The following is a 22,114-nucleotide window of genomic DNA, read 5'->3' on the forward strand; positions in this document are numbered from 1 at the left end:
CGGGCGGGGCTCAGAAGGTGCGCTGGTCGCGTCGCAGGGGGTGGTCGTCGGGGATCTGGACCAGGACGATCCTCACTCCGTCGGGGTCGGCGATCCAGGCCTCTTCCAGGCCCCAGAACTCCACCTCGGGCTTGCGCAGGCCCTCGACACCCGCCGCGACCAGGCGCTCGTACTCGGCCCTGACGTCACGCACCTGCATCCACAGGGAGATGGGAGGAACCTCGGAGGCCTCGGAGCTCCCCGAGACCTCCAGCAGCCCGTTGCCGAGGTAGAAGACCGTTCCGGGCTGCTCGGGAGTACCGAACTCCCGGTACACGGCCAGGCCCATCACGTCCCGGTAGAAGTCGCGGCTCCGGAAGACGTCGGTGGGACGCAGCAGGACACGGCTGCTCAGAATTTCCATGTCCGGATCCTCCCAGGCCCTGCCCTGCTGCTCCAGGGACCAAGGGCGGATCCGGCCAGGCGTTCGGCCCCGGGACCGCCCAGCGGCACGCGAACCTCCTCCAGGAAGTACTGGAAGCGCTTTCCCCGCTCTCCGCGGCCGCTGGGGGTCCCTTACGGGAACACCGGGTCACCCCGGTCGCCGGTCAGGCGTAGGTCTCGAACTCGGCGACGCGCGGCGTGCCGTTCGAGCTGGTGATCTCGAAGTTGATCTTCCTCAGCGAGGTCGGGCCGAAGGTGATGACGCCCGCCCCGGTGCCGGTGGCCAGGACGGCACCGGTGTCGTGGTCGACGAGCCGCCAGGAACCGATGTTGCCCTCGGCTCCGGACGCCTCGCGGATGACGACCGAGGACACCGTGACGTCGGACCCCCACTTGACGGAGATGCGGCCGGTCGAGCCGCTGGGCGACCAGTAGGTGCCCATGTCACCGTCGACGACGTTCCCGTAGCTGGTGCCGCCGCCCTTGCCGGAACCGTCGGCGCCGGCCCCGATGCTGAGGTTGACCCCCTCGGGAGGATCGGTCGGGTCCGGGTCGACCGGGTCGGGGTCCGTCGGGTCCGTCGGGTCCGTCGGGTCCGGGTCGACCGGCTCCTGAGCCTCGCAGTCGCCGTCCGAGACCCGGTTGCCCTTGCCGGCGCCCGCGATCCGGCCCAGCATCTCCGGCACGCAGCCGGCGTCGTCGAGCTGGTAGGAGTACGGGATGCTCACCGAGGTGGTCGACCTCGGGTCGGGCCCGGCCGGGTAGTTCTTGTCTCCCTGGCTGGACCAGGTCACGTTGTCGAAGACGTTGCCGCGGACCTCCCAGGAGCCCCTCTCGTTGGTGTAGAAGGTGCCCAGGACGTCCCGGGAGTCCTCGAAGTAGTTGTTCTCCACCTTCGCGCGGGCCCCGGCCCGGGAGTTGATCCCGGACTTGTGCAGGTCCACGTAGTGGTTGTTGTACATGTGCCCGATGCCGCCGCGGAGCAAGGGCGCGCGCGAGTCGATGTTCTCGTACAGGTTGTGGTGGAAGGTGACGTGGCCGTTGGAGAGGTCGCTCTCGCTGGACCCGACCAGGCCGCCGCGTCCGGAGTTGCGCAGGATGCTGTAGGAGAGGGTGACGTACTGGGTGTTGTTCTTCATGTCGAAGAGGCCGTCGTAGCCCTCCGACTCCCCACCCGACGCCTCCAGGGTGACGTGGTCGACCCAGACGTTGCGGACGTCCTTCTCCATGCCGATCGCGTCACCGCCGTTGGAGGTGGGCGAGCCGGACTTCTTGACGTTCCGGACGGTCACGTTCTGGATGATGATGTTGCGGGACTCCCGGATGTGGATGCCCACCTGGTCGAACACGGCACCGCTGCCGGTGCCGACGATCGTGACGTTGCTGATCTTCTTGAGCTCGATCACGCCGTCGGCGGTCTCGCAACCGGGGCCCGACACCTTGGAGGTGTTGCCGTGGGTGATGGTCCCCTGCACCTCGATGACGATCGGGGTGCTGGTGCTGGGCCGGTCGCACAGGGCCTGGTGGATCTGGGTCCCGGTGGTGGCGCGCACGGTCTGTCCGCCCGCGCCGCCGGTGGTGCCGCCGTTCTGGGACGCGTAGCCGGTGGCGCTGCCGGTCTGCGCCGATGCCGTGGACATCGGCAGGGCCAGACCGGCCGTTATCACGGCCGCGGTGGCCAGCGCCGACACGAGTCGGCGCGTTGTTGATCGTCTCACTGTTCACCTTCCTGGAGGAGTGGGTGTTGCGGTACTCCGAGAGTAAAGAAAGCGCTTTCCATGTCAAGGGGGGTTAGCGCGTTCGGTACGGAAGGAGTCACGCAAGGAAACGAACGGGCACGGGGGCGCATCCCATCGCCGACGTACACCGCGGCGCACGGGTCCGGAGTTCCTGCCCCGGTCAGCGCTCCGGCCGCGCCCGGCCCCCGCCGACAGAACGCAACACCCGGCAGCGGCGTGCTCCTCGGGGCTCTCGTTACCCTCGGTGCGCCGTCAGGGGATGCGCGGCCACGGCGAAGGCGGCCCCGCGGAACCGTGAGCGGCGGACCCGTCGCAGGCCGCACCACCCCATCGGTGCCCGCCGGGTTCGCCGTGCCGGACAGAGCGAAAACAGCGGGTGGAACCGCCGGCACGTGGGTCGGCGAGCGCGTGCCCGCATCGCACTCACCAGCAGGGACGTTCACGCGGCCCGGGCTTCAAAATTTCCGAGACCTTCTTGGACGGATTTACTTCTGAGCTATTTTTGCCGGAAGAGTATTGAAATCGCTAAGCCTGTGGGAGGAAGACGATGCGGCCTGGGGACTGTTTGTTGATAGAATTTGGGATTCTCACCAAGAAGGTGGCGGCCCCGAGCGGGAACAGGCCCGGGTACGGACACGGGCGCAGGCGCGACCGAAGGTTTCCGGTCACCCTCATCTCGGCCAGTGGCTTTTCTTTTCGTGATCTTGTACCTGCGGTCACTTTGGCCGACTACGGGAGGGCAGCGAGACGGGGTGAAGTTGGCTCCAGATACAAGATCACGAGGAATAATGAGGAGCAGCTGGGGAGCTGGACCCGCAGTTCTGCGGCTGTGTACGGGAGTACACGGGCGCCGCGCTGGGTCTTGCCTTCGGCGGCGTAAGCGATGCGGCAGGGCTCCTCGGGCGGGGGTCAGGCGGACGGAGAGAACGACGGTTCACACTCCGGTATCACCTTTCGGCTGTTCGCGGCTTTTCTCCCGATCTCTGAATTCGTTGAGAGCACCCCATTGTCTGCGGCAATGCTTTGGATGAAGAAGTTCAGCACGTCGAGCAGGAACTGGCGCAGCACGCCGCAGGTGAGGGTTTCCCGTTGAGTCAGGTGTTCATCGAGGGGGCGACCCATGCGGAGCCGGCGTTCCGCACCATGCTCGACGCCCTGAAGCGGCACGGTGTCAAGGACGTCATCGTGCCGTCGCTGTGGCACTTCGCCCGCCTGCCGGGGCTCCAGGAGGCCATGCGCGAGCACATCGAGCACGAGACCGGTGCCCGTATCTGGGTGGTACAGGGGCAGCGGTGATGAACCAGTTCACGACTTCGCGAGCGCTCGAGCGGCTGAATACGCTCCTGCGGCAAGACGGAATCTCCACCCGCACCGACTACGGCGGTAACACGAAGCGCTGCATCCTCTTGGCACTTGGACGCGTCGAGGATGTGGTGCGGTTGGTGACGGTGTGCGGGGCCTCTCACCCCCGTTGTGACGCATGACCCGCCAGTGGCAGTACCTTCCGCTCGTAGCGGGCCCCAACTCGGTGCGGCTGGAAGCAGTCGAAGCCCACTACGCCACTGTGGGGCATGAGCCGGACTTCGTCGAGGAGGTACGTACCCGCCGGGGACATGCGGCCGGCAAGCAACCGGAAAAGACACGCCTGCTGTACCACCGGCTCCGCAAGCAGCTCACGGGTGGATGTCGAAGAGGACAGGGGCATCGGCCAGGACCTCAAGCCGCCCTTCTGCAAGCTGCCCGCACCGACAGCGCCCCTGCCCCAGCACAAGAAACCCACGAAGAAGCCGGGCACCGCAAAGCGCCTCAAGCCCCCCGAGGCAGACGAGCTGATCACCGCCTACCAAGCAGGCATGAACGTCTACACACTGGGGGAGCACTTCGGCATCACCTGGCAGACGGTGAGCGCCGTCCTCAAACGCCACTGCGTTCGGACGCAATGGAACCGCCGGTCCACGAAGCGGATTCGATGATCGCCCACCAGGCTTGTGGTTCATGCCTGCGCGTGAGACCCGATCCTTGTACACCAGCGCCGCCAGGAGGTTACACTTATTACAGTTAACGAGGAGGGCGATATGGCCACAGCACTGAACAGAGTGGTGGAGGACATCGCTCCGCCGGCGTCGGAAGAACAGCGGGAAGCCACCCGAGCAGCGATCAGCCAGATCCTCAGCGACACAGCACAGGTGGCACTGAGACTGCCCGGCGGAGAAGAGTACCGACTCGACAGAGACGAACTGCGAGTTCTCCTGGCGATCGCCCTTGCCAGGGCGAACGGCCAACGCGTCTCCGTCATCAGCCACGACGTGATGCTCAGCCCACAGCAGGCGGCCGAACTACTCGGTGTGTCCCGGCCTATGGTGTACCGCTTCATCGAGCGCGGCGATCTGGCCGCAACACGTGTGGGCACGCACTGGAGGCTGCTGACCGCGGACGTACTCGCGCTTGCGGAGCGTCGAACGCGACTCGCCGACGGTGTTGACACCGGGCTCGACCACGTTGCCCGGGCAATGACTTCCTCGCGCCAAGGAACCGCAGCCAAGGATGGAGCGAAGGAGAGTTGGCGTGCAGCGACTCCCGAGCAGAAGGAAGCGTCTTTGGAGCGGGTACGTCGCAGGACAAGGAGCCGGCGTCAGTGAACGAGGGAGGTTCCCTCCTGGGTGTCGTACTGGACGCCAACGTCTACATCGACGCTGTCAGTGGCAACAACCTGGAGGTTCTCGGTGACCCGCTGGAGTTCGACGGCATACCGTCACTCCCTCCCCGGCGGGTGCATCCAAGCCTGCACGTCCTCGGAGTTATCCGTGATGGCGGGATCTTGGGACGGGGGTATGCCCTGGAGGTCAGCGAGCACATCCTCGCCATGGTCGATCACAAGCTGATCGACGCAGGATGGATGGAATCGGATGTGAACGCCTACATCGATCTCATCTGCGATCTGGCTGAGCTGTCCGGAGGCGGCTACTACGGGAACGTTCCGCAGACCCAACATGACTGCGAGGACCCCGAGGACAATCTCATCCTCGACCTGGCTGCCTTCACTGATGCGTCTCTGATCGTCAGCAACGACAGTGACCTGCTCGTTCTCGGTCGTCCGAACGGGTGGAAAGGTCGGGGCATCGTTTCGCCGGCCGACTTCACCAAGCGGGCCGAAGCCGCGATGCGTTACAGGTGAGACCGTCACGCCGAAGGCACTGTCGGTTGCCCTCACCGGGGAAACCGGAAGTTCCCAGGAGGGAGAACGAGACGGCCCCGCGAGGCGGCCGAAGGCCGCCTCGCAGGGTCGTCCCCGAGCGAAGTGGGCGCGAAGGGACTCGAACCCCTGACCTATTGCTTGTAAGGCAATTGCTCTGACCAACTGAGCTACGCGCCCTTGCGTCGGAGGTGATCATACCGCTTTGCGGTGGTCGGCGCGCCTGGGCCTCAGCCGAGCGCGCGTACCTGCCTCAGGTACTCCCCGGTGTCGCGGGGTTCGCCGGCGGGGTTGAGGGTGCGCCAGCGGACCGCTCCCTCCGCGTCGATCAGGAAGGTGCCCCGGCGGGCGGTGCCGCGGTCGGGGTCGAGAACGCCGTAGGCGTCGGCGACGGCGCCGTGGGGCCAGAAGTCGGACAGCAGGGAGAACGGAAAGCCCTCCCGGTCGGACCAGGTGCGCAGGGCGAACACCGAGTCGACCGACACGGCCAAGACGGCGGTGTCGAGCGCCTCGAACTCGGCGTGGCGCTCGCGCAGGTCGGCGAGCTCGCCGGAGCACACACCGGAGAAGGCCAGCGGGTAGAACACCAGCAGGACGGGGTGCCCGCGCAGCGCGGTCAGCGCCGTGGGCCGCCCGTACTGGTCCTGGAGCGTGAAGTCGGGCGCGGCAGTGCCCGCGGTGATGTCGGCCATGTCCTCGCTCGTCGGTGTGTGCGGATGTCCGTCAGCGCCGCGCGCCCGCCTGTGGGACGCGCGGCACCGGTGCCCCCTCAGGGGGTGGTGTCCGTCACCGCTTGGGCACGACCAGGCGCGTACCCGACCAGTCGGCGCCGACGCTCATCGCGCTGGTCTGCGACAGGCCGCTGGTGGTGGCGGCCTCGGCGACGTCGTTGGGGGACACGTGGAGCTCGCGACCCGCCTTGGGGGTGAGCACCAGGATGGTGCCGCCGTCGGCGATGGTGGTCACGACGTCCATCAGGGCGTCGGCGAGGTCGTCCTCCTCGTCGGACCGCCACCACAGCAGGGCCGCGTCGACGTCTCCGTCGAAGTCCTCGTCGACCAGCTCCTCACCGGTGACCTCGGCGATGGACGCGCGCAGGCCCTCGTCCACGTCGTCGTCGAAGCCGAATTCCTGCACCACCTGACCCGGCTTGAGTCCGAGTCGGTCAGCCAAGCCACGTTCGCTCTGTGCCTGGCCCGTGGTCGCGCTCACGAAAGTTCTCCTCCACACATGGTTCTTCTCAACATTGCCTGCACGAAGCAGCTTTTCACAACGGTGACGGGTGTTTTCTTCGCCGCCCGTCAGCGTGTGTTCGCAACCATCGCTGGTCGCCTAGTTCACACGCTAGTGGCTCGTCCCGTCAACGTTCTCCCGATCCGGAGGACAGGAAGGACAAGCGGACCGTGCGATCCGGGTTGTCCACATTCAGGTCAACCACGGCGATCGACTGCCATGTTCCCAGTTCGAGCCGTCCTGAAAGCACCGGGACCGTGGTCTGCGGGGAGATGTAGGCCGGCATGACGTGCGAGCGGCCGTGTCCGCGACTTCCGTGCTTGTGCCGCCACCTGTCGTCGGCGGGGAGCAGGTCGTCCAGCGAGGCGAGGAGGTCGTCGTCGGACCCCGCGCCGAGTTCGAGAATCGCCACTCCCGCGGTCGAGTGCGGGACGAAGACGTTGAGCAGGCCGTCGCCGGCTTCCTGCGCGACGAATTCGCTGCACTCCCGGGTGATGTCGGTGATGCTCTCCGATCCACCGGTGTGCAGCTCAAGGATCTGTGTCCGCATAGCGCCACCTTTGCGCAGCCGGGGCGCTCGTGCAACCACCCCCGGCGGTCTGTGGGTGGCGTCCCGAAGCCGGAAGGCACCATACTCGTCCCCTACATGTGCGAACCTGGGCGAAAGGAGGGAAAAAGGTGACCGCGTCTTTGCGACTGGGTCCGCTGCTGCGCCATGCGGGCGAGACCACGGCGACCGTGTGGGTGGAGACCGACTCCCCCTGCCGGGTGACCGTCCGCGCGGAGGACGGCACGCGGGCCTCGGCCCGGACCTTCACCGTGCACGGCCACCACTACGCCGTGTGCGAGCTCTCCGACCTCCCTCCGGGCGCGCATCTGTCCTACGAGGTCCTGCTCGGCGACGAGCAGGTCTGGCCCGAGCCGGGGTCGCCGCCCAGCATCCTGCGCACCCTCGATCCCCAGGCGCCCACACAGCTGCTGTACGGGTCGTGCCGCACCCCCACCGGCGACACCCCCGAGGGCGTGGTCCGCCACGGCCCGGACCTGCTGCGCGCCACCGCCCGCCGCCTGGCCCGCGAGCCCGTCGACGGCAACCTGCTCCTGCTCCTCATCGGCGACCAGGTCTACGCCGACGAGGTCCAGGAGCCGATGCGGGCCTTCCTGCGCGAGACGAGGGAGGGTTCCGGGGGTCTGCCCGAGGACGAGGTCGTCACCTACGGCGAGTACGCCGAGCTGTACCGGCAGGCGTGGAGCGACCCCCAGGTGCGCTGGCTCCTGTCGACGGTGCCCACCCTCATGGTGTTCGACGACCACGACGTGCGCGACGACTGGAACACGTCGGCCGCCTGGCGGCGCGACATGGACCGGCTTCCGTGGTGGCAAACCAGGGTCACGAGTGCCCTGGGCGCCTACTGGGTGTACCAGCACCTGGGCAACCTCTCCCCCGGGGACCGCGCGCAGGACCCGCTGTGGGTGCGCGTGCGCGCCGCGGAGGCGGACACCGCGCAGGAGGTGGACGCGTTCGCCCTGCGGGCGCACGAGGAGCCCGAGAGCTACCTGTGGAGCCACCGCCACGACGTGGGCGGGGTCAGGGTCCTGATGACCGACAGCCGCTGCGGGCGCGCCCTGGGTGAGGGAGACCCCTCCGGCGGCTCCCGGTCGATCCTGGGCGCGGCCGGGCACGCGTGGCTGGACGAGAACCTCACGGGCGGGTTCGAGCACGTGGTGGTCGTCTCGGGTGTCCCGGTGCTGCTGCCCCCGGCGGTGCACCACCTGGAGGCCTGGAACGAGGCGGTGTGCGCGGGCGTGTGGGGCCGGTGGCCGCGCGGGCCGGGGGAGCGCCTGCGCCAGGCCCTGGACCTGGAGCACTGGGGCGCGTTCCGCCACTCGTTCGCCCGCCTGTCCGCGGCGGTCGGGGAGCTGTCACGGGGTGAACGGGGTCCTGCTCCGGCCACGGTGCTGTTCCTGGGCGGGGACGTCCACTTCTCCTACCTGGCCCGGGCCCGGCACCGTGACGGCGGCGGTTCCCGGATCACCCAGCTGGTGTCCTCGCCGCTGTGCAACCAGCTGTCGCCCGGCCTGCGCCGCACCGCCGCCCTCTCGGCGAGCGCGCCCGTGCGGATCGCGGGCCGGGTGATGGCGTTCCTCGCCGGTGTGCCCCGGCCACCGCTGCGCTGGCGGCTGGAGGGGCGCCCCCACTTCGGCAACACGATCGGCGAGGTGTCCTTCGAGGGTCGGCGCGCCCGGGCCCGCTGGTACCACGCCCCGGTGGGCGGGCCCGACGCCCTGCCGGGTGTTCTGGTGGAGTCCCCCGTCTGAGGGGGCTCGGGCGCGCCGTACCCGCGGCGCGCCCGGAGACCGGACTCAGGGTTTGCTGGACTCGGGGCGCCGGACGGACTGCGTTCCCCTGCGGGTGCGCCGGACCGCGAGGTCCAGGGCGCCGCTGCCGCGCTCGAAGAGCCGGCGGGCCGCCCGGTTCACCGTGGCCCGGGGGCTGTCGCCGCTCGCGTCCCCGGCGCCCAGGTGGGGCAGTACGGCGGTGGGCCGGAGCTCCGCGGAGGGCCGCTCGCTCCCGTCACCGTCCTCACCGGCGTCCTTCACGTCTTCCCCGGCCCCGGCGGACAGGTGCGGCAGCACCTCGGTCGCCTCGTCGGCGGAGGCGCCGCCCAGCGGCCGGATCGGGGTGGTGCGCTCCATGGAGGAGGACTCCTGGGCGTCCCGGCCGTCCTCGCGGGAGGAGTTCTCCTTCTCCTCGTCCACCGCCTTGCGCCAGGCCTTCTCCTCGAGCTTGCGGCGCATCGACTCGCGGGAGCGCTCGACCTGCTGGGCGCGCCAGGCGCGCACCGCGGGCGTGACGATCGGCCAGGTCACCTTGGCCGGACGCGACAGCGCGTGCCACAGGTAGGCGGTGGTGCCCCACGCCTCCATGGCCCGGCGGGCCCTGGTGATGGTGAAGAAGGTGGGCATGGCCAGCAGCATCTGCGGCCAGGCCAGCAGCGCGGCGGCCATCACGGGGTACAGGCCGCCGCCCACGAGCGAGGCCGCGGCACCGATGACCACGGTGGCCAGGGCCAGGGCCAGGCGCAGGTGGGTGAACTGCCGGAAGCGGTGCAGGGAGCGCCGTGCCGACACCGGCGGCGCCAGCCCCTCCGGCAGCGGTGTGGGCTGGACGACGAGTGTCAGCAGCAGCGTGCCCACGCCCACGCTGGAGGCCAGGAGAATGGTCCACCCCGCGGCGGAGAAGCCGCCGCCCACCACGAGGGCGACCAGCCCGATGGCCAGGAGAGGCGAAGGCAGCCAGAAGAGCACCCGTCTGCGGAGTTCGCCCTCCTGTGTGGGTTGAAGAACGAAACCGGTCACCGAATTGACCATCCGGGACCACGACCAAGGTCGCTCGGCCACAGCGTTGACCCCCCAAGAACGTCGTGATGCGGCGGTGGCGGGGACGTCGCACGGAATGTCCTCGCCTCCGCGGTCCCTCTGCTCACCACCCATGACAAAGTTAGCCCGTCCCGTATGTGTTCAGGCACATGCGGACAGCCTCAGACATACCCGATCCGGGTGAAACCCCGATAAGGGCCGTCGCACTGTTGACAACGATCAGATTACGCTGCAAGTTCCACCGGAACGCGGCGACAGGAGGTTTCGGGCAGGCAGAGCCGCATGACTTCGGTCACTCCCCTGCCGAGTTCAGGCCCCCGGCTCCTCCGAGAGCCGCCCCAGGGCGACCGCGATCCTCAGCACGAAGGACCCGCGCCCGTCGGACGGGGTGTGCCCGGTGAGCTCGGCCACCCGGCTGAGCCGGTAGCGCACCGTGTTGGGGTGGACGAACAGCATCCGGGCCGTGGCCTCCAGCGACGAGGCGTGCTCGAGGTACACCGTCAGGGTGTCCAGAAGCGGCGACCCCGCACCGAGCAGGGGCGTGTACACGTCCTCCACCAGTTGCCGCCGCGCCTCGGTGTCACCCTGCAGGGCGCGCTCGGGCAGCAGGTCGTCGGCGAGCACCGGGCGCGGTGCGTCGGGCCAGGCCGCCGCCGCGCGCAGCCCGCTGACCGCGGCCCGCGCCGAGGCCCCGGCCGACCGCAGCTCGGGCACGGCGGGGCCCACCACCACCGGGCCGGGTCCGAACAGCCCCGCCAGCGGTTCGGCGGCGGCCCGGGGCAGCTCGCCGACCGGGTAGCGGTCGCCCACACCCACCACCGCGACCACGCGCCTGCCCTGGGTTCCGGCCAGGACGTCGTGGCCCAGGCGGCGCGCCGCGGCGCGCACGTCGTCCAGGACCTTGCCGGCGTCCTCCCCGCCCAGGCTCCCCACGATCGCGATCACGGGGGTGAGTGCCCACCCCAGTGCCGATCCCCAGGTCTGCAGGCCGTCCTCGCGGTCGCCGTGCAGCAGCGCGTCGACGATGAGCGCCTCCAGCCGGGCGTCCCAGGCGCCGCGGGCCTCGGCGGCGCGCGCGTAGACCTTGGCGGAGCTGAAGGCCACCTCGCGCGTGTAGCGGAGCACGGCCTCGCGCAGCTGCTGGGCACCGCCCGGCGCCGCCAGTTCGTCCACCTGGCCCTCGACGACCTCGATGACGGTCCGGATCATGTCGACGGTCTGCTGCAGGGAGACGGAGCGGGTGAGCTCGCGGGGCGCGGTGCCGAAGACCTCGACGGTGACGGCGGGACGGCCGCGCCCCGGGTTGCGGAACCAGTCGACGAAGGCGGCCACACCGGACTGGGCGACCAGGCCGATCCAGGAGCGGTCCTGCGCCGACATGCGGCGGAACCAGGCGAGGCGCTCCTCCATGCGCGCGACGGCCGCGGTACCGAGGGCGCCCATGGAGCGCTCCAGGCGGCGCACGGTCTCGGCCCTGATCCGCTCCTGTTCCGGATCGGCGGGGACCTGCTCGGCCTTCCGTTCATGCATACCGTGTCCCTCCGTAGGAGCCTCGGGGTGTTCGTGCACCGGGAACCGTGGGCAGGCACGGCGGGACGGACTGTACCTCCACCGCGTGACGGCCCTCACCGGTTTTCGGGTTCCGGACGCGCCAATGACATCATTTTGTAGGGTATCTACAAGTGGCGCCGGTCGAACTTCGTGTGACTCCCTATCCGACTGGCGATCTCCTACAGGGCAAGGTGGTTCTCGTGCTTGCAATCGTCGCTCCCGGCCAAGGTGCCCAGGTTCCCGGCTTCCTCTCCCCGTGGCTCGAGCTGCCCGGCCTCGCCGAGCAGTTCGCCGCGTGGTCGGAGGTGGTCGGGCTCGACCTGGTGCGCTACGGCACCACCGCGGACGCGGAGGAGATCCGTGACACCGCTGTCGCCCAGCCGCTGCTGGTCGGCGCCGGCATGGCCGCGGCCTCCGCGATCCTGGGCCCGCTGTCCTCCCCCTCCCCCGCGCTGCCCGCCGAGAGGTCCCACGTGGACGTCGTGGCGGGACACAGTGTCGGCGAGTTCACCGCCGCCGCCGTCGCCGGGGTGCTCACGCCCAAGGACGCGCTGGCGCTGGTCGCCGAGCGCGGCCGGGGCATGGCGGAGGCCGCCGCGCGCACCGAGACCGGGATGACCGCGGTGCTCGGCGGTGACCGCGAGCAGGTGCTGCAGGCCCTCGCCGCCGCGGGCCTGACCCCGGCCAACGACAACGGCTCCGGCCAGATCGTCGCCGCGGGAACGGTCGAGCAGCTCGCCGCCTTCGCCGAGAACCCGCCCGCGCGGGCCCGGCTGCGCCCGCTGTCGGTGGCCGGTGCGTTCCACACCGAGCACATGGCCCCGGCCGTGGAGCGGGTGCGGGCCGCAGCCGCCTCCCTGTCCCCCTCCGACCCCGTGGTGCGCATTCTTTCCAACGCCGACGGCGCGGTCGTCGACAGCGGTGCCCGCTACCTGGAGCGCCTGGTCTCCCAGGTCTCCTCCCCCGTGCGCTGGGACGCGTGCACGCAGACCCTCGCCGACCTCGGTGTGACCGCTCTCGTCGAACTGACCCCCGCGGGCACGCTCACCGGCCTCGCACGGCGGGCGCTGCGCGGTGTCGAACTCCTCGCGGTCAAGACACCCGACGACATCGACCGCGCCACCGCCCTCGTCAAGGAGCACGCCGGCACTCCGGCGGGCACCGTCCAGGAAGGCTAGCCATGTTCAGTTCCCCGAGTGCTCCCGGCGGTGCGGTGGTCCGCGCCTTCGGCGAGTACCAGCCCTCCAGGGTCGTCACCAACGCCGACCTGGCGGAGCGGGTGGAGACCTCCGACGAGTGGATCCGCAGCCGCGTCGGCATCACCGAGCGCCGCATCGGCGGGCCCGAGGACAGCGTGGCGAGCATGGCCGTGGCCGCGGGCGGCAAGGCCCTGGCCGCGAGCGGTCTGTCCCCCGAGGACGTCGACCTGGTCATCGTGGCCACCTGCACCGTCCAGGACCAGATCCCCAACACCGCCGCCACCGTGGCCGCGAAGCTGGGGATCAGGGCTCCCGGCGCCTTCGACGTCAACGCGGCCTGCGCGGGCTTCTGCTACACGCTGGGCATCGCCGCCGACATGGTCCGCGCGGGCAGCGCCCGCAACGTGCTGGTGATCGGTTCGGAGAAGCTCAGCGACTGGGTGGACTGGGACGACCGCTCCACCTGTGTGATCTTCGCCGACGGCGCCGGCGCCGCCGTGGTCTCGGCCTCCGAGGACAACGGCATCGGCCCGGTCGTGTGGGGATCCGCCGGGGAGCGCGCCGACAAGATCTACCTGCGCGAGCACAAGTACCTCTGGCAGGAGGGGCAGGCGGTCTTCCGCTGGACCACCACCGAGCTGTACAAGACCGCGCTGGAGGCGCTCGAGCGTGCCGGGGTCGCCCCGTCCGAGCTCACCGCCTTCGTCCCCCACCAGGCCAACCTGCGGATCATCGAGTCGATCGCCAAGAAGCTGGGCGCGCCCCAGGCTCTCGTGGCCCGCGATATCGTCACCGCTGGCAACACCTCCTCCGCGTCCATCCCTCTGGCGCTCTCGCGCATGATCGGACGCGGGGAGCTCCCGTCGGGGAGCACCGTCCTCACCCTGGGCTTCGGCGCCGGGCTGGTCTACGCCGCACAGGTGATCCGCATCCCCTGACGGACGGACGGCTTCCGACTTTTTCGAACACCGATCAAGGAGAACACGACATGGCTCACAGCGAGCAGGAGATCCTCGAGGGCCTCGGCGAGATCATCGAGGAGATCGTCGGCACCGACCCCTCCGAGGTCACCCCCGAGAAGAGCTTCGTGGACGACCTCGACATCGACTCGCTGTCCATGGTGGAGATCGCCGTCGCCGCCCAGGACAAGTTCGGCGTCGAGATCCCCGACGAGCAGCTCAAGGACCTCAAGACGGTCCAGGACGTCGTCAACTTCATCCAGAAGTGACCGATCGGCCGCCGGGGCCCTCACCCCTGCCCCGGCGGCCGCCGACCGCGGTGCGCACCGCGGACCGCCCCAGCATCCGCCAAGCCTCCCGGTCCCGCAGCCGGGAACGACCCACGAAGGGCGAACGGATCATGTCCAAGACCGATGTCGTCGTCACCGGCCTCGGCGCCACCACCCCGCTCGGGGGGGACGTCGCGACCACATGGTCCGCGCTCCTCGACGGCCGCTCGGGGATCAGCATGCTGCCCGAGGAATGGCACGAGAGCCTTCCCGTGCACTTCGCCGGGCAGATCGCGCAGGAGCCGTCGGAGAAGCTCCCCCGGCCCCGGCTGCGCCGTCTGGACCGCACCCAGCAGTTCGCACTGATCGCCGCCCAGGAGGCGTGGGCCGACGCGGGCTCGCCCGAGGTCGACCCGCTGCGCCTGGGTGTGGTGGTCTCCAGCGGCATCGGCGGGATCCTCACCATCCTGGAGCAGTACGACAACTTCCGTGAGAAGGGCTGGAGGCGGGTCTCCCCGTTCACCGTGCCCATGCTCATGCCCAACAGCCCGGCGGCCGCCGTGGCCCTGGAGTTCACCGCACGTGCCGGCGCCCACGCACCGGTCAGCGCCTGCGCCTCCAGCGCCGAGGCCATCGCCAACGCCGTCGACATGATCCGCGCGGGCCGCGCCGACATCGTGATCGCCGGCGGCACCGAGGCCGCGATCCACCCGCTCAACATCGCCTCGTTCGCGTCGATGCGTGCGCTGTCCACCCGCAACGACGATCCGCAGACCGCCTCCCGCCCCTGGGACAAGGACCGCGACGGTTTCGTCATGGGCGAGGGCGCCGGGATCCTGGTCCTGGAGTCGGCCGAGCACGCCGCCCGCCGCGGGGCCCGTGTGTACGCCCACGCCTCCGGTGTGGGTTACAGCGACGACGCCTTCGACATTGTCCAGCCCGACCCCGAGGGCACCGGCCAGGCCCGCGCCATCACCCTGGCACTGGACGACGCCGGCCTGGCCCCCCGGGACGTGGTGCACGTCAACGCCCACGCCACCTCCACCCCGGCGGGGGACGTCGGCGAGACCCGGGCCATCCGGGCCGCGCTGGGCGATGCCGCGGCCGACCGGGTCGCGGTGACATCCACCAAGTCCATGACCGGCCACCTGCTGGGCGGCGCGGGCGCCGTGGAGTCGATCGCGACCGTCAAGGCCCTCCACGACGGCGTCATCCCGCCGACCGTCAACATCCAGGAGCTGGACCCCGAGGTCGCCGTCGACATCGTGCGCGACAAGCCCCGGGACATGCCCGCCGGCGACGTGGCCGCGATCAACGAGTCCTTCGGGTTCGGCGGCCACAACATCGCCCTGGTCTTCCGGCGCGCCTGACCGGACACGAACGCGGCGGTGCCCCTGGCGGGGCGCCGCCGCGTTCGTGTCCGGGGCCGGGCGGAGGAACCGCGGGACCGGTGAACTCGGGTTGAACAAGTGGCGACATGGCTTCATGTGCGTCCTTGTCCCCGCCACCATGGGGGCGTGACCACCATGCGCTCCTCCCCTGCCCCCGCGGTGTCCGGTCCGACCGCACCGGTGCCCGCCCGGCCCCCGCTGGGCTACCGGCCGATCGTGGACCTGGACTCGGGTGCCGTCGTGGCCGTCGAGGTCCTCTCCCCCGCTCCCTCCGCCTCTCGCCGCGGCACCCGCGAGGTGACCCGCCAGGAGACGGAGGTGGTGGCCGAATGGCTGATCTCCCTGGTGCGCGAGGCCTCGGGAACCGAGAGTCTCCTGCCTCTGGTGCTCCCCCTGCCCGCGCGGACGCTGATGGGCGGACAGGAGTTCGTGGCCCTGGTGGAGGGCCTGCTGCGCCGGGCCGGACGCCGGCCCCGCGACATCGCCCTCATGCTCGGACCCGAGCTGGCCGGCCTGCCCCGCAAGGCCCTGGCCGCGGGTGTGTCCCGGCTGCGGGCCGCCGGTTTCCGCTGCGGCTTCGGTACCGCGATGGTGCGGCCCGACCTGGTGGTCGAGGCGGCGCCCTTCCTGATGCGGATCGACCCGGGGATCGTCGCCGGTGTGGCGGGCGACCAGCGGCACGCCACCGTGGTGGAGGGCCTGGCCCGGATCGGCCGGGGCAGCGGCGTGTACGCGATGGCGGCGGGGGTGGGCTCCGCCGACGACGTGGTGCGGCTGCGCGGCTGCGGTGTGCGGGTGGGGACGGGCCCCTTCTTCGCCACCGACGCCTGGCGGCCCGGCGAGAGAGTCACCCCGGTGCCCGAACCCGCCGTGGAGCGGGGCGGGCAGGAGGACGCCGGGCCCCGGGTCACGGAGTTCCTGGTGCCCCCGGTCGGGTTCGACGCCGATGCCACCGCCGAGCAGCTCCTCGAGGCCTTCACCGACGACCCGGCGCTCAACAGCGCCGTCCTCGTCGACCACCGGGAGCGGCCGGTCGGAATGATCGACCGGACCCGCTTCCTGCTGTCGGTGACGGGGCGCTACGGGCACGCCCTGCACGCCAAGCGCCCGGCGATGCGGTTGGCCGAGCCGCCGCGCACGGTCCCCGCCTGGATGTCGGCACTGGCGGCCCTGCGCGTGGCGGGCCGGGACACCGAGCGCGTCTACGACGACCTGATCGCGACCAACGCCTACGGCCAGTGCCTCGGTGTGGTGCGCGTCAGCGACCTCATCGGCTCGCTCTCACGCAGCTGACCCGCCGCCGGAGGCCGTGGACGCGCCCTGGTCGCGCGGTTCCGGTCCCTTGGTGCCCGAGGGGCTGCTGATCGACACCTCGGTGCTGCCCGCCTCGTCCGGCGCCGGCGCGCGGCCCTCCTCGATCTCACGGGCGATCCGGGCCCGGGTCTCCTCGTCGTGGACGTAGTCCAGCCGGGGCCGCCGGGGCAGGAGGCCGTCACCGGAGGAGCGGCCCATGGCACGGCGGCGCAGCCACGGCACCAGGTACTGGCGGGCCCAGCGGCGGTTCTCGCGGCGGCGCAGGATGGCGGGCAGCTGCTGGGGCGGCGTGCTCCAGGGATCGCTCCAGGCCTCGGGCGGCCCCATGGGGAAGCCGAGGAGGTCGGCGATGCGGGCGGCGACGATCTGGTGTCCGGTGCCGTTGAGGTGGAGGCGGTCCTCGCTCCAGGCACGCGGGTCGGTGAGCGCGTTGAGGGCCCACATGTCGACGATCTCGGTGCCGGTGCGCTCGGCGGTGGCGCGCATGTGCATGCTGAACACGGCGATGCGGCCCCGGTAGTAGCGCAGCACGGGGATCCAGCCGGTGTCGTGGCCGGAGATGATGACGGTGCGGATCCCCGCGTCGCGCAGGCGCAGGATGCCCCTCTCGAACTCCTCGGCGAGCTCGTCCAGGCGGGTGCCCGGCCGCAGGACGTCGTTGCCGCCGGCCAGGACGGTGACGAGGTCGGGCTTCCACTCCAGGGTCTGGTCGAGCTGCTCACCGAAGATGTGGCGCATGCGGCGCCCGCGTACGGCGAGGTTGGCGTAGCGGAAGTCCGGGGTCGTCCGGCCCAGGTGTTCGGCGAGGCGGTCGGCGAAGCCCCGGTAGGCGCCGCCCGGACCGCTGTCGTCCTCCATCCCCTCTGTGATGCTGTCGCCGATCGCCACGTAGGACCGGATGGCTTCCGGTCTGCGCGCGGGAGCGGCTTCGGGGGGATTCATCTGAAGGTCTGTCACGTCTACCCATCATCCGGCTCGACCGTCCCGCGTCGACGGTGTGCGGGTACGGAATCCTGGTACGGACCCGAGACAGGTCGCGCACGCGTGTCCGAACACCGTCGACGCCTGCGGCCGCCGGGGTGGCAACCTGGTCCAAGCCGCGCTTCCGGGGCGCTCGCGCCTCCTCCCGGCCGGAGTCGAGCCTCCACCGGGCGAAAGAATCCGAAAAGTAGGGCTTGAGGGGTGTTCGGGCGAGGACAGTGCCAGACCAGCATACCTGCGCACGACAATCCCGTGTCTGGTTCGGGACGTGTCGCCCCTGCCTGTCCCGTACCGGATTCTCTTGTCCCCGGGGCGCGAGCCCGTTGCGGAATCCGAGCGCGCGTGCGAGGCGCGGCGCCGGCGGCACGGCATCCCGAACACCGCACACCGCCGGACATGAGGCGAATCACATCATCCGTCGCATTGTGTCGGAAAAACCGAGAACCCGATGGTGACGCACCGTGGCCGCCCCCGGACCTGGTCACCCGGGGCTACCCATGTGGCGCCGGGCGACGTACGATCTCGTGAAAGTGCTCACGGCACCCCTGTCCCCGGTCCGCCATGCCCTCACGGCACATCGGCCGGCTCCTCCCGAGCCGGATCCCCAGGCGGCCGCAGAGCGCGTACTGTGGTGCATCGAACCGAAGGCCCGTGCGGTTCCTCTCCCAATTCACGTGCAGTCACCAGGAGGTCGAGGTCCCCAGCGGATGAACGCCGTCTCGCCGATCTGCCTCGTCGACCTCGCGCCCGCACTGCGCTGGTCGAAGTCGCCGGAAGTGGCCCCTCTGCTCCACCACGACCGGCTGATCGAGGGCTGGTGGCACTCGTTGCCCGTCTCCAGGGTCCTGGACATCGCCGGCCCGCCCTGGCTGGCCCACGGCATCGCCCGCCTGGCCGTGGAACACTGGGGCCACGTTCCCCTGGCCGAGTTCCTGCCGACGCTGCGGGCCCAGTCCGTGCAGTGCGCGGACCTGGCCGACCCCGTGCGCAGCGCGGTCCTGTCCTGCGCCGGCGACTGGGAGTCCCTCGTCTCCAGCACCCCGCAGGAGATCGGCACCTGGCAGCTGAACGGCTGCGGCGTCATGGACGTGGTGAGCACCGTGGCCTGGCGCGCCCTGCAGCCCTGCTGCGAGCTCCCCGGAGGACCCACCCCCTCCCCCGCGCTGATGCTGGAGGCCGTGCGCACCATCGCCCACTGGCTCCCCGACTCCGCGCCCGAACACGTGCGCAGCGCCCTCGACTACCTGACCTCCGCCACCGGTGCCGACACCGCGGCAGGGGCCTCCGGGGGGACCGGGCAGGACCCGGCACCACCGCAGACCCCCGCCACCCGGGCGATCCGCACCTTGCGGGCCCTGCGTGCCCAGCGGGCCGAGGAGCAGGAGGACGCGAACGCCTCCGCCCCGGCCGGCGACGGCATGGTGAGTTCGGCCGCGATGATTCCGGTCTCGGCGGACCTGCCTGCGGAACCCGCACCCCAGAGCGGCGTGGGCGACCTCCGGTCGCAGTTCCGCAGCTCACTCCTGGGCCCCGGCCGCACCCTGCGCCGCCCCAGCTTCAGCCGGACCAAGGCGCCGGCCCCGGAGGAGGCGCCTCCCGCCCCCGCGCTGGGGGAGCACCCGCTGGTCGACATGATCGAGGAGATGTTCCGCTCCTGGCCGGAACTGGAGCGCACGGTCGCCGCCGAGCGCCTCTTCGCCACCGATCCCATCAGCATCCGCGTGCTCTCCGAGCAGATCGAGGTGGACGTCACCGAGATCCGGGCGGCCCAGCGCAAGGTCGAGGAGCGGCTGCTGCACTGGCTCAACTCCCCCGAGGGCGCGGCCATCACCAAGCACCTGCGCGACCTGTCGGAGCAGCTGGGCGCGGCCACCACCATCGACCGGCTGATCAACGCCCACCCCGACCACCCTGTCGACGTCCCCACCTTGCACACGCCCATGTGGCGGGTGGTCATCACCCTGTTCACCGACCGGCGCCTGCACAACGGCTGGCTGATCGCCGACGACCCGGGGCGCCTGCGCTGGCAGACCCGCGAACTGCTGGAGGACTCGCCCAGCGTCACCGAGGCGGGTATCCGCCTGGGCCGCATCGGCATCCGCCAGCAGGACCTGCGCGCGTGGCTGCTGAGTACTCCGGGGGTGAGTCTGCGGGACGGGCAGGTCGTCGTCGATCCCTCGGTCCCCGTGGAGATGCCCTCCTCCAGCCACTCCCACATCGCTCCGGACGAGGCGGGCAGCACCACCGAGAACGGCCTGCCGATCCGCCGCCGCCCCGAGGGGCAGGCCGCACCGGCCGCACCGGCACCCGCCGAGCAGCCGCGACCGGCGCCCGCACCGGCACCCTATGTCCCCGCCGCGCCGGTGCGACCGGCACCGCAGCCCGCGGCGCCCCCGGCGGCGCACGTCCCCCCGGGCAGCCCCGCCATGGCGGCGCGCTGCTTCCGCGCCCCGGACGGGCGCTGGTGGCACCGGATCGACATCACCGCGGACCACCTCAACGGCGCACCGGTGGCGGTGCCCCCGGGCTACGCCGCCCATCTGGGCCTGCAGCCGGGCCGTCTGCTGTGCCTGACCGCGCCCGGTGCCGACCTGCTGGTACTGGTCTGGCGCGACCAGCCGGCGTTCGACTCGCTGCGGCCGCTGCTGCGCCGCCAGGCGGCCCAGCCGGGCGACCGGGTGTTCATCACGGTCTCGGGCGACCGCCTCGACGCACGCAAGCTGCCCGCGACCGACATGAGCGGCTTCTCCCCCAGTGCGCGCGCCCTGCACCTGAGCGGGTACACCGCGCCCGCCCATCCCGAGGAGGCGCTCCGGATCCTGTCTCGCCGTACCACCGACGACGACGCCGACACCTCCGTCGACCCGCAGGCCCTGCTCGAACGCCTCTCCCGGCGCGGTGACAACGACATCGCGAGCGAACTGCACGCGGGGCTGTTCGCCGCCCACTGACACCGGAGAACCGGGCTCCGGGGCGCGTGCTCCGGGGCCCGGCCGCGTCCTCCCCGTCCGAGGCCCGGGGATGTGCCGGTGGACCCCTTCCCCACCTCCCTCTTCTTCTTGTAGGTTAGCCTTACCTAAAAGAGTTGAGGTGGTTCCCCTGTATCCGTCACAGCCGGCTCCCTCCCCCGCCGAACGCGCCCGTTCCGTCCTGGCCCGATCCGTCCCGGTCACCGTGGCCACCCAGGACAGCGCCCTCCACCTCCTCGACCCGGTCTGCCACGTCCACCCCGGCGGGACGGTGTCCGTGCTGCTGCCCGACCGCCACAGCCTCCTGGAGGAACTGGCAGGAGGCAGGGTCGCGGCCACGTTCGAGTTCACCGACACCTGTCCCGTACCTCTGCGCGACCCCGCGCGCTCCCTGCTGTGGATCGGCGGAACGCTGACCGCGCTGGACCACGCGACGGCACGCGCCCGCGCCCTGCACACCATGCGCACCGATCCCGACGAGCGGATGCTCGACATCGGCCACGGCCGCACCATGGCGGTGCTCGACCCCTACCTGGTGGTCCACTCCGACACCGAGGGCTGCCATCTGCTGGAGACCGGCGACTTCGTCCGGGCCCGCCCCGGTCCGCTCGGCCGCGGTGAGGACGCCTGGCTGCGCCATCTGGAGGAGGAGCACCCCGAGGTGCTCCAGGTGCTGGCCGAGCGCTGCGTCGCCCCTCTGCCCCTCGGCCGCCCCCGGCTCCTGGGGGTGGACCGCTACGGCCTGGCACTGCGCTTCGAGGCCCCCGACGGCGACCGGGACGTGCGCGTGCCGTTCGACCGGCCGGCCGAGACCGGCGACGACGTCGCCGAGCGGATGCGCGCCCTGGTGGGCCCGACCCGCGGGTGCGCCCCGTTCTAGGCCCTGTTTCTTGGATGCTCTCGCCGTATCGGCGGAGCCGATTCCTCGGCGAACGGCCGGCCAGGCGTTCCCGTGCAAGGCGGAGAGCGCAGCTCGGCCCGGCGGGCTTCGCAAGCTCTCCGACGCTGCAAGGGGGCGCCTGGCGGCCGTGCAGCCCGAGATGATCCAAAAAAACAGGGCCTGGACACGGCCCGGACAGCCCCGGACACGGCGGCGGGCCGGGGTCCCGAAGGACCCCGGCCCGCGCGTCGGGTACCGGCTCAGACGTTGAAGCCCAGCATGCGCAGCTGGTCCCGCCCGTCCTCGGTGATCTTGTCCGGGCCCCACGGCGGCATCCAGACCCAGTTGATCCGCACCTCGCGGTCGAAGTCCTCCAGCGCGCTGACGGCCTGGTCCTCGATCACGTCGGTGAGCGGGCAGGCCGCACTCGTGAGGGTCATGTCCAGGGTGATCCCCGACTCGTCGGCGTTCACCCCGTACAGCAGGCCCAGGTCGACGACGTTGACGCCCAGTTCGGGGTCGATGACGTCCTTGAGGGCCTCGGCGATCTCCTCGGCCAGTGCCTCGGCCTCCGGGGACACCGGTACCTCGGCGGCCTGGGTCGTGCCGGTCGTCTCGTTCTCACTCACAGG

21 protein-coding genes and 1 tRNA gene are annotated in these 22,114 nt (G+C 71.0%); 12 read left to right on the plus strand and 10 right to left on the minus strand.

Annotated features, from left to right (window positions below; all coding sequences use genetic code 11):
- Positions 1-10: 10 nt before the first annotated feature.
- Positions 11-403 (minus strand): VOC family protein, encoded by a 393-nt coding sequence (locus FHS13_RS08215; RefSeq protein ID WP_184290042.1) that lies wholly within the window; start codon positions 401-403, stop codon positions 11-13.
- 184 nt (positions 404-587) lie between these two features.
- Positions 588-2,141 (minus strand): pectate lyase family protein, encoded by a 1,554-nt coding sequence (locus FHS13_RS08220; RefSeq protein ID WP_425491164.1) that lies wholly within the window; start codon positions 2,139-2,141, stop codon positions 588-590.
- Positions 2,142-3,185: 1,044 nt separating this feature from the next.
- Here FHS13_RS08220 and FHS13_RS08225 point away from each other — a divergent pair.
- From FHS13_RS08225 to FHS13_RS08240, 4 genes are all read left to right on the plus strand, one after another.
- On the plus strand, positions 3,186-3,458 hold the full coding sequence (locus FHS13_RS08225) for a recombinase family protein (protein WP_221442523.1): 273 nt from the start codon (positions 3,186-3,188) through the stop codon (positions 3,456-3,458).
- Positions 3,459-3,841: 383 nt separating this feature from the next.
- The gene (locus FHS13_RS08230; RefSeq protein WP_184290044.1) at positions 3,842-4,135 is read left to right on the plus strand and encodes a hypothetical protein; all 294 of its coding nucleotides are present in this window, start codon (positions 3,842-3,844) and stop codon (positions 4,133-4,135) included.
- A 102-nt stretch (positions 4,136-4,237) separates the two neighbouring features.
- Positions 4,238-4,801: a helix-turn-helix domain-containing protein gene (locus FHS13_RS08235; RefSeq protein WP_184290046.1), complete on the plus strand. Its 564-nt coding sequence runs from the start codon at positions 4,238-4,240 to the stop codon at positions 4,799-4,801.
- A complete protein-coding gene (locus FHS13_RS08240) occupies positions 4,798-5,337 on the plus strand; it encodes a hypothetical protein (protein ID WP_184290048.1) in 540 nt (179 codons plus the stop codon). Before FHS13_RS08235 ends, FHS13_RS08240 begins: the two co-directional genes overlap by 4 nt.
- Positions 5,338-5,461: 124 nt before the next feature.
- Here FHS13_RS08240 and FHS13_RS08245 read toward each other — a convergent pair.
- The 4 genes from FHS13_RS08245 to FHS13_RS08260 form a co-directional block, all read right to left on the minus strand.
- Positions 5,462-5,535: transfer RNA gene (locus FHS13_RS08245), tRNA-Val, on the minus strand.
- 50 nt (positions 5,536-5,585) lie between these two features.
- Positions 5,586-6,047, minus strand: coding sequence for a peroxiredoxin (locus FHS13_RS08250; RefSeq protein ID WP_184290051.1), 462 nt, complete (start codon positions 6,045-6,047; stop codon positions 5,586-5,588).
- Positions 6,048-6,141: 94 nt separating this feature from the next.
- On the minus strand, positions 6,142-6,567 hold the full coding sequence (locus tag FHS13_RS08255; RefSeq protein ID WP_184290053.1) for a DUF3052 family protein: 426 nt from the start codon (positions 6,565-6,567) through the stop codon (positions 6,142-6,144).
- Positions 6,568-6,715: 148 nt separating this feature from the next.
- The gene (locus tag FHS13_RS08260; RefSeq protein ID WP_184290055.1) at positions 6,716-7,138 is read right to left on the minus strand and encodes a secondary thiamine-phosphate synthase enzyme YjbQ; all 423 of its coding nucleotides are present in this window, start codon (positions 7,136-7,138) and stop codon (positions 6,716-6,718) included.
- Positions 7,139-7,266: 128 nt separating this feature from the next.
- On the opposite strand from FHS13_RS08260, the gene FHS13_RS08265 reads away from it, so the two are divergent.
- Entirely contained in the window at positions 7,267-8,907 is a 1,641-nt protein-coding gene (locus FHS13_RS08265; protein WP_184290056.1) for a DUF7800 domain-containing protein, read from the plus strand.
- Positions 8,908-8,952: 45 nt separating this feature from the next.
- On the opposite strand, the gene FHS13_RS08270 is transcribed toward FHS13_RS08265, so the two are convergent.
- The gene (locus tag FHS13_RS08270) at positions 8,953-9,948 is read right to left on the minus strand and encodes a hypothetical protein (RefSeq protein WP_184290269.1); all 996 of its coding nucleotides are present in this window, start codon (positions 9,946-9,948) and stop codon (positions 8,953-8,955) included.
- Positions 9,949-10,278: 330 nt separating this feature from the next.
- A complete protein-coding gene (locus tag FHS13_RS08275) occupies positions 10,279-11,499 on the minus strand; it encodes a PucR family transcriptional regulator (protein WP_184290058.1) in 1,221 nt (406 codons plus the stop codon).
- Between the two features lie 221 nt (positions 11,500-11,720).
- Here FHS13_RS08275 and FHS13_RS08280 point away from each other — a divergent pair, with 221 nt between their 5' ends.
- The 5 genes from FHS13_RS08280 (at position 11,721) to FHS13_RS08300 (ending at position 16,631) form a co-directional block, all read left to right on the plus strand.
- Complete coding sequence (locus tag FHS13_RS08280) at positions 11,721-12,698, plus strand: acyltransferase domain-containing protein (RefSeq protein ID WP_184290060.1); 978 nt, start codon at positions 11,721-11,723, stop codon at positions 12,696-12,698.
- A 2-nt stretch (positions 12,699-12,700) separates the two neighbouring features.
- Positions 12,701-13,657 carry a beta-ketoacyl-ACP synthase III gene (locus tag FHS13_RS08285; protein ID WP_184290062.1) on the plus strand — a complete coding sequence of 319 codons (957 nt, stop codon included), beginning with the start codon at positions 12,701-12,703 and terminating at the stop codon, positions 13,655-13,657.
- Positions 13,658-13,707: 50 nt separating this feature from the next.
- Entirely contained in the window at positions 13,708-13,947 is a 240-nt protein-coding gene (locus FHS13_RS08290) for an acyl carrier protein (RefSeq protein WP_184290064.1), read from the plus strand.
- 131 nt (positions 13,948-14,078) lie between these two features.
- Positions 14,079-15,317: a beta-ketoacyl-ACP synthase II gene (fabF, locus tag FHS13_RS08295; RefSeq protein WP_184290066.1), complete on the plus strand. Its 1,239-nt coding sequence runs from the start codon at positions 14,079-14,081 to the stop codon at positions 15,315-15,317.
- A gap of 156 nt (positions 15,318-15,473) precedes the next feature.
- Positions 15,474-16,631, plus strand: a complete 1,158-nt coding sequence (locus FHS13_RS08300; RefSeq protein WP_184290271.1) for an EAL domain-containing protein — start codon at positions 15,474-15,476, stop codon at positions 16,629-16,631.
- On the opposite strand, the gene FHS13_RS08305 is transcribed toward FHS13_RS08300, so the two are convergent.
- On the minus strand, positions 16,620-17,594 hold the full coding sequence (locus FHS13_RS08305) for an SGNH/GDSL hydrolase family protein (protein ID WP_184290068.1): 975 nt from the start codon (positions 17,592-17,594) through the stop codon (positions 16,620-16,622). The genes FHS13_RS08300 and FHS13_RS08305 overlap by 12 nt on opposite strands.
- A gap of 746 nt (positions 17,595-18,340) precedes the next feature.
- Between FHS13_RS08305 and FHS13_RS08310 the strand changes: the two genes are divergently transcribed.
- Together FHS13_RS08310 and FHS13_RS08315 are read left to right on the plus strand one after the other, a co-directional pair.
- Entirely contained in the window at positions 18,341-20,584 is a 2,244-nt protein-coding gene (locus tag FHS13_RS08310; RefSeq protein WP_184290070.1) for a hypothetical protein, read from the plus strand.
- 139 nt (positions 20,585-20,723) lie between these two features.
- Positions 20,724-21,482: a DUF2470 domain-containing protein gene (locus tag FHS13_RS08315; protein ID WP_343064948.1), complete on the plus strand. Its 759-nt coding sequence runs from the start codon at positions 20,724-20,726 to the stop codon at positions 21,480-21,482.
- A gap of 260 nt (positions 21,483-21,742) precedes the next feature.
- Here FHS13_RS08315 and FHS13_RS08320 read toward each other — a convergent pair whose 3' ends face one another.
- Positions 21,743-22,111: an iron-sulfur cluster assembly protein gene (locus tag FHS13_RS08320; RefSeq protein WP_184290074.1), complete on the minus strand. Its 369-nt coding sequence runs from the start codon at positions 22,109-22,111 to the stop codon at positions 21,743-21,745.
- Positions 22,112-22,114 lie beyond the last annotated feature (3 nt).

Origin of the sequence: Nocardiopsis algeriensis, assembly GCF_014203695.1 — a bacterium.
Lineage (GTDB): Bacteria > Actinomycetota > Actinomycetes > Streptosporangiales > Streptosporangiaceae > Nocardiopsis > Nocardiopsis algeriensis.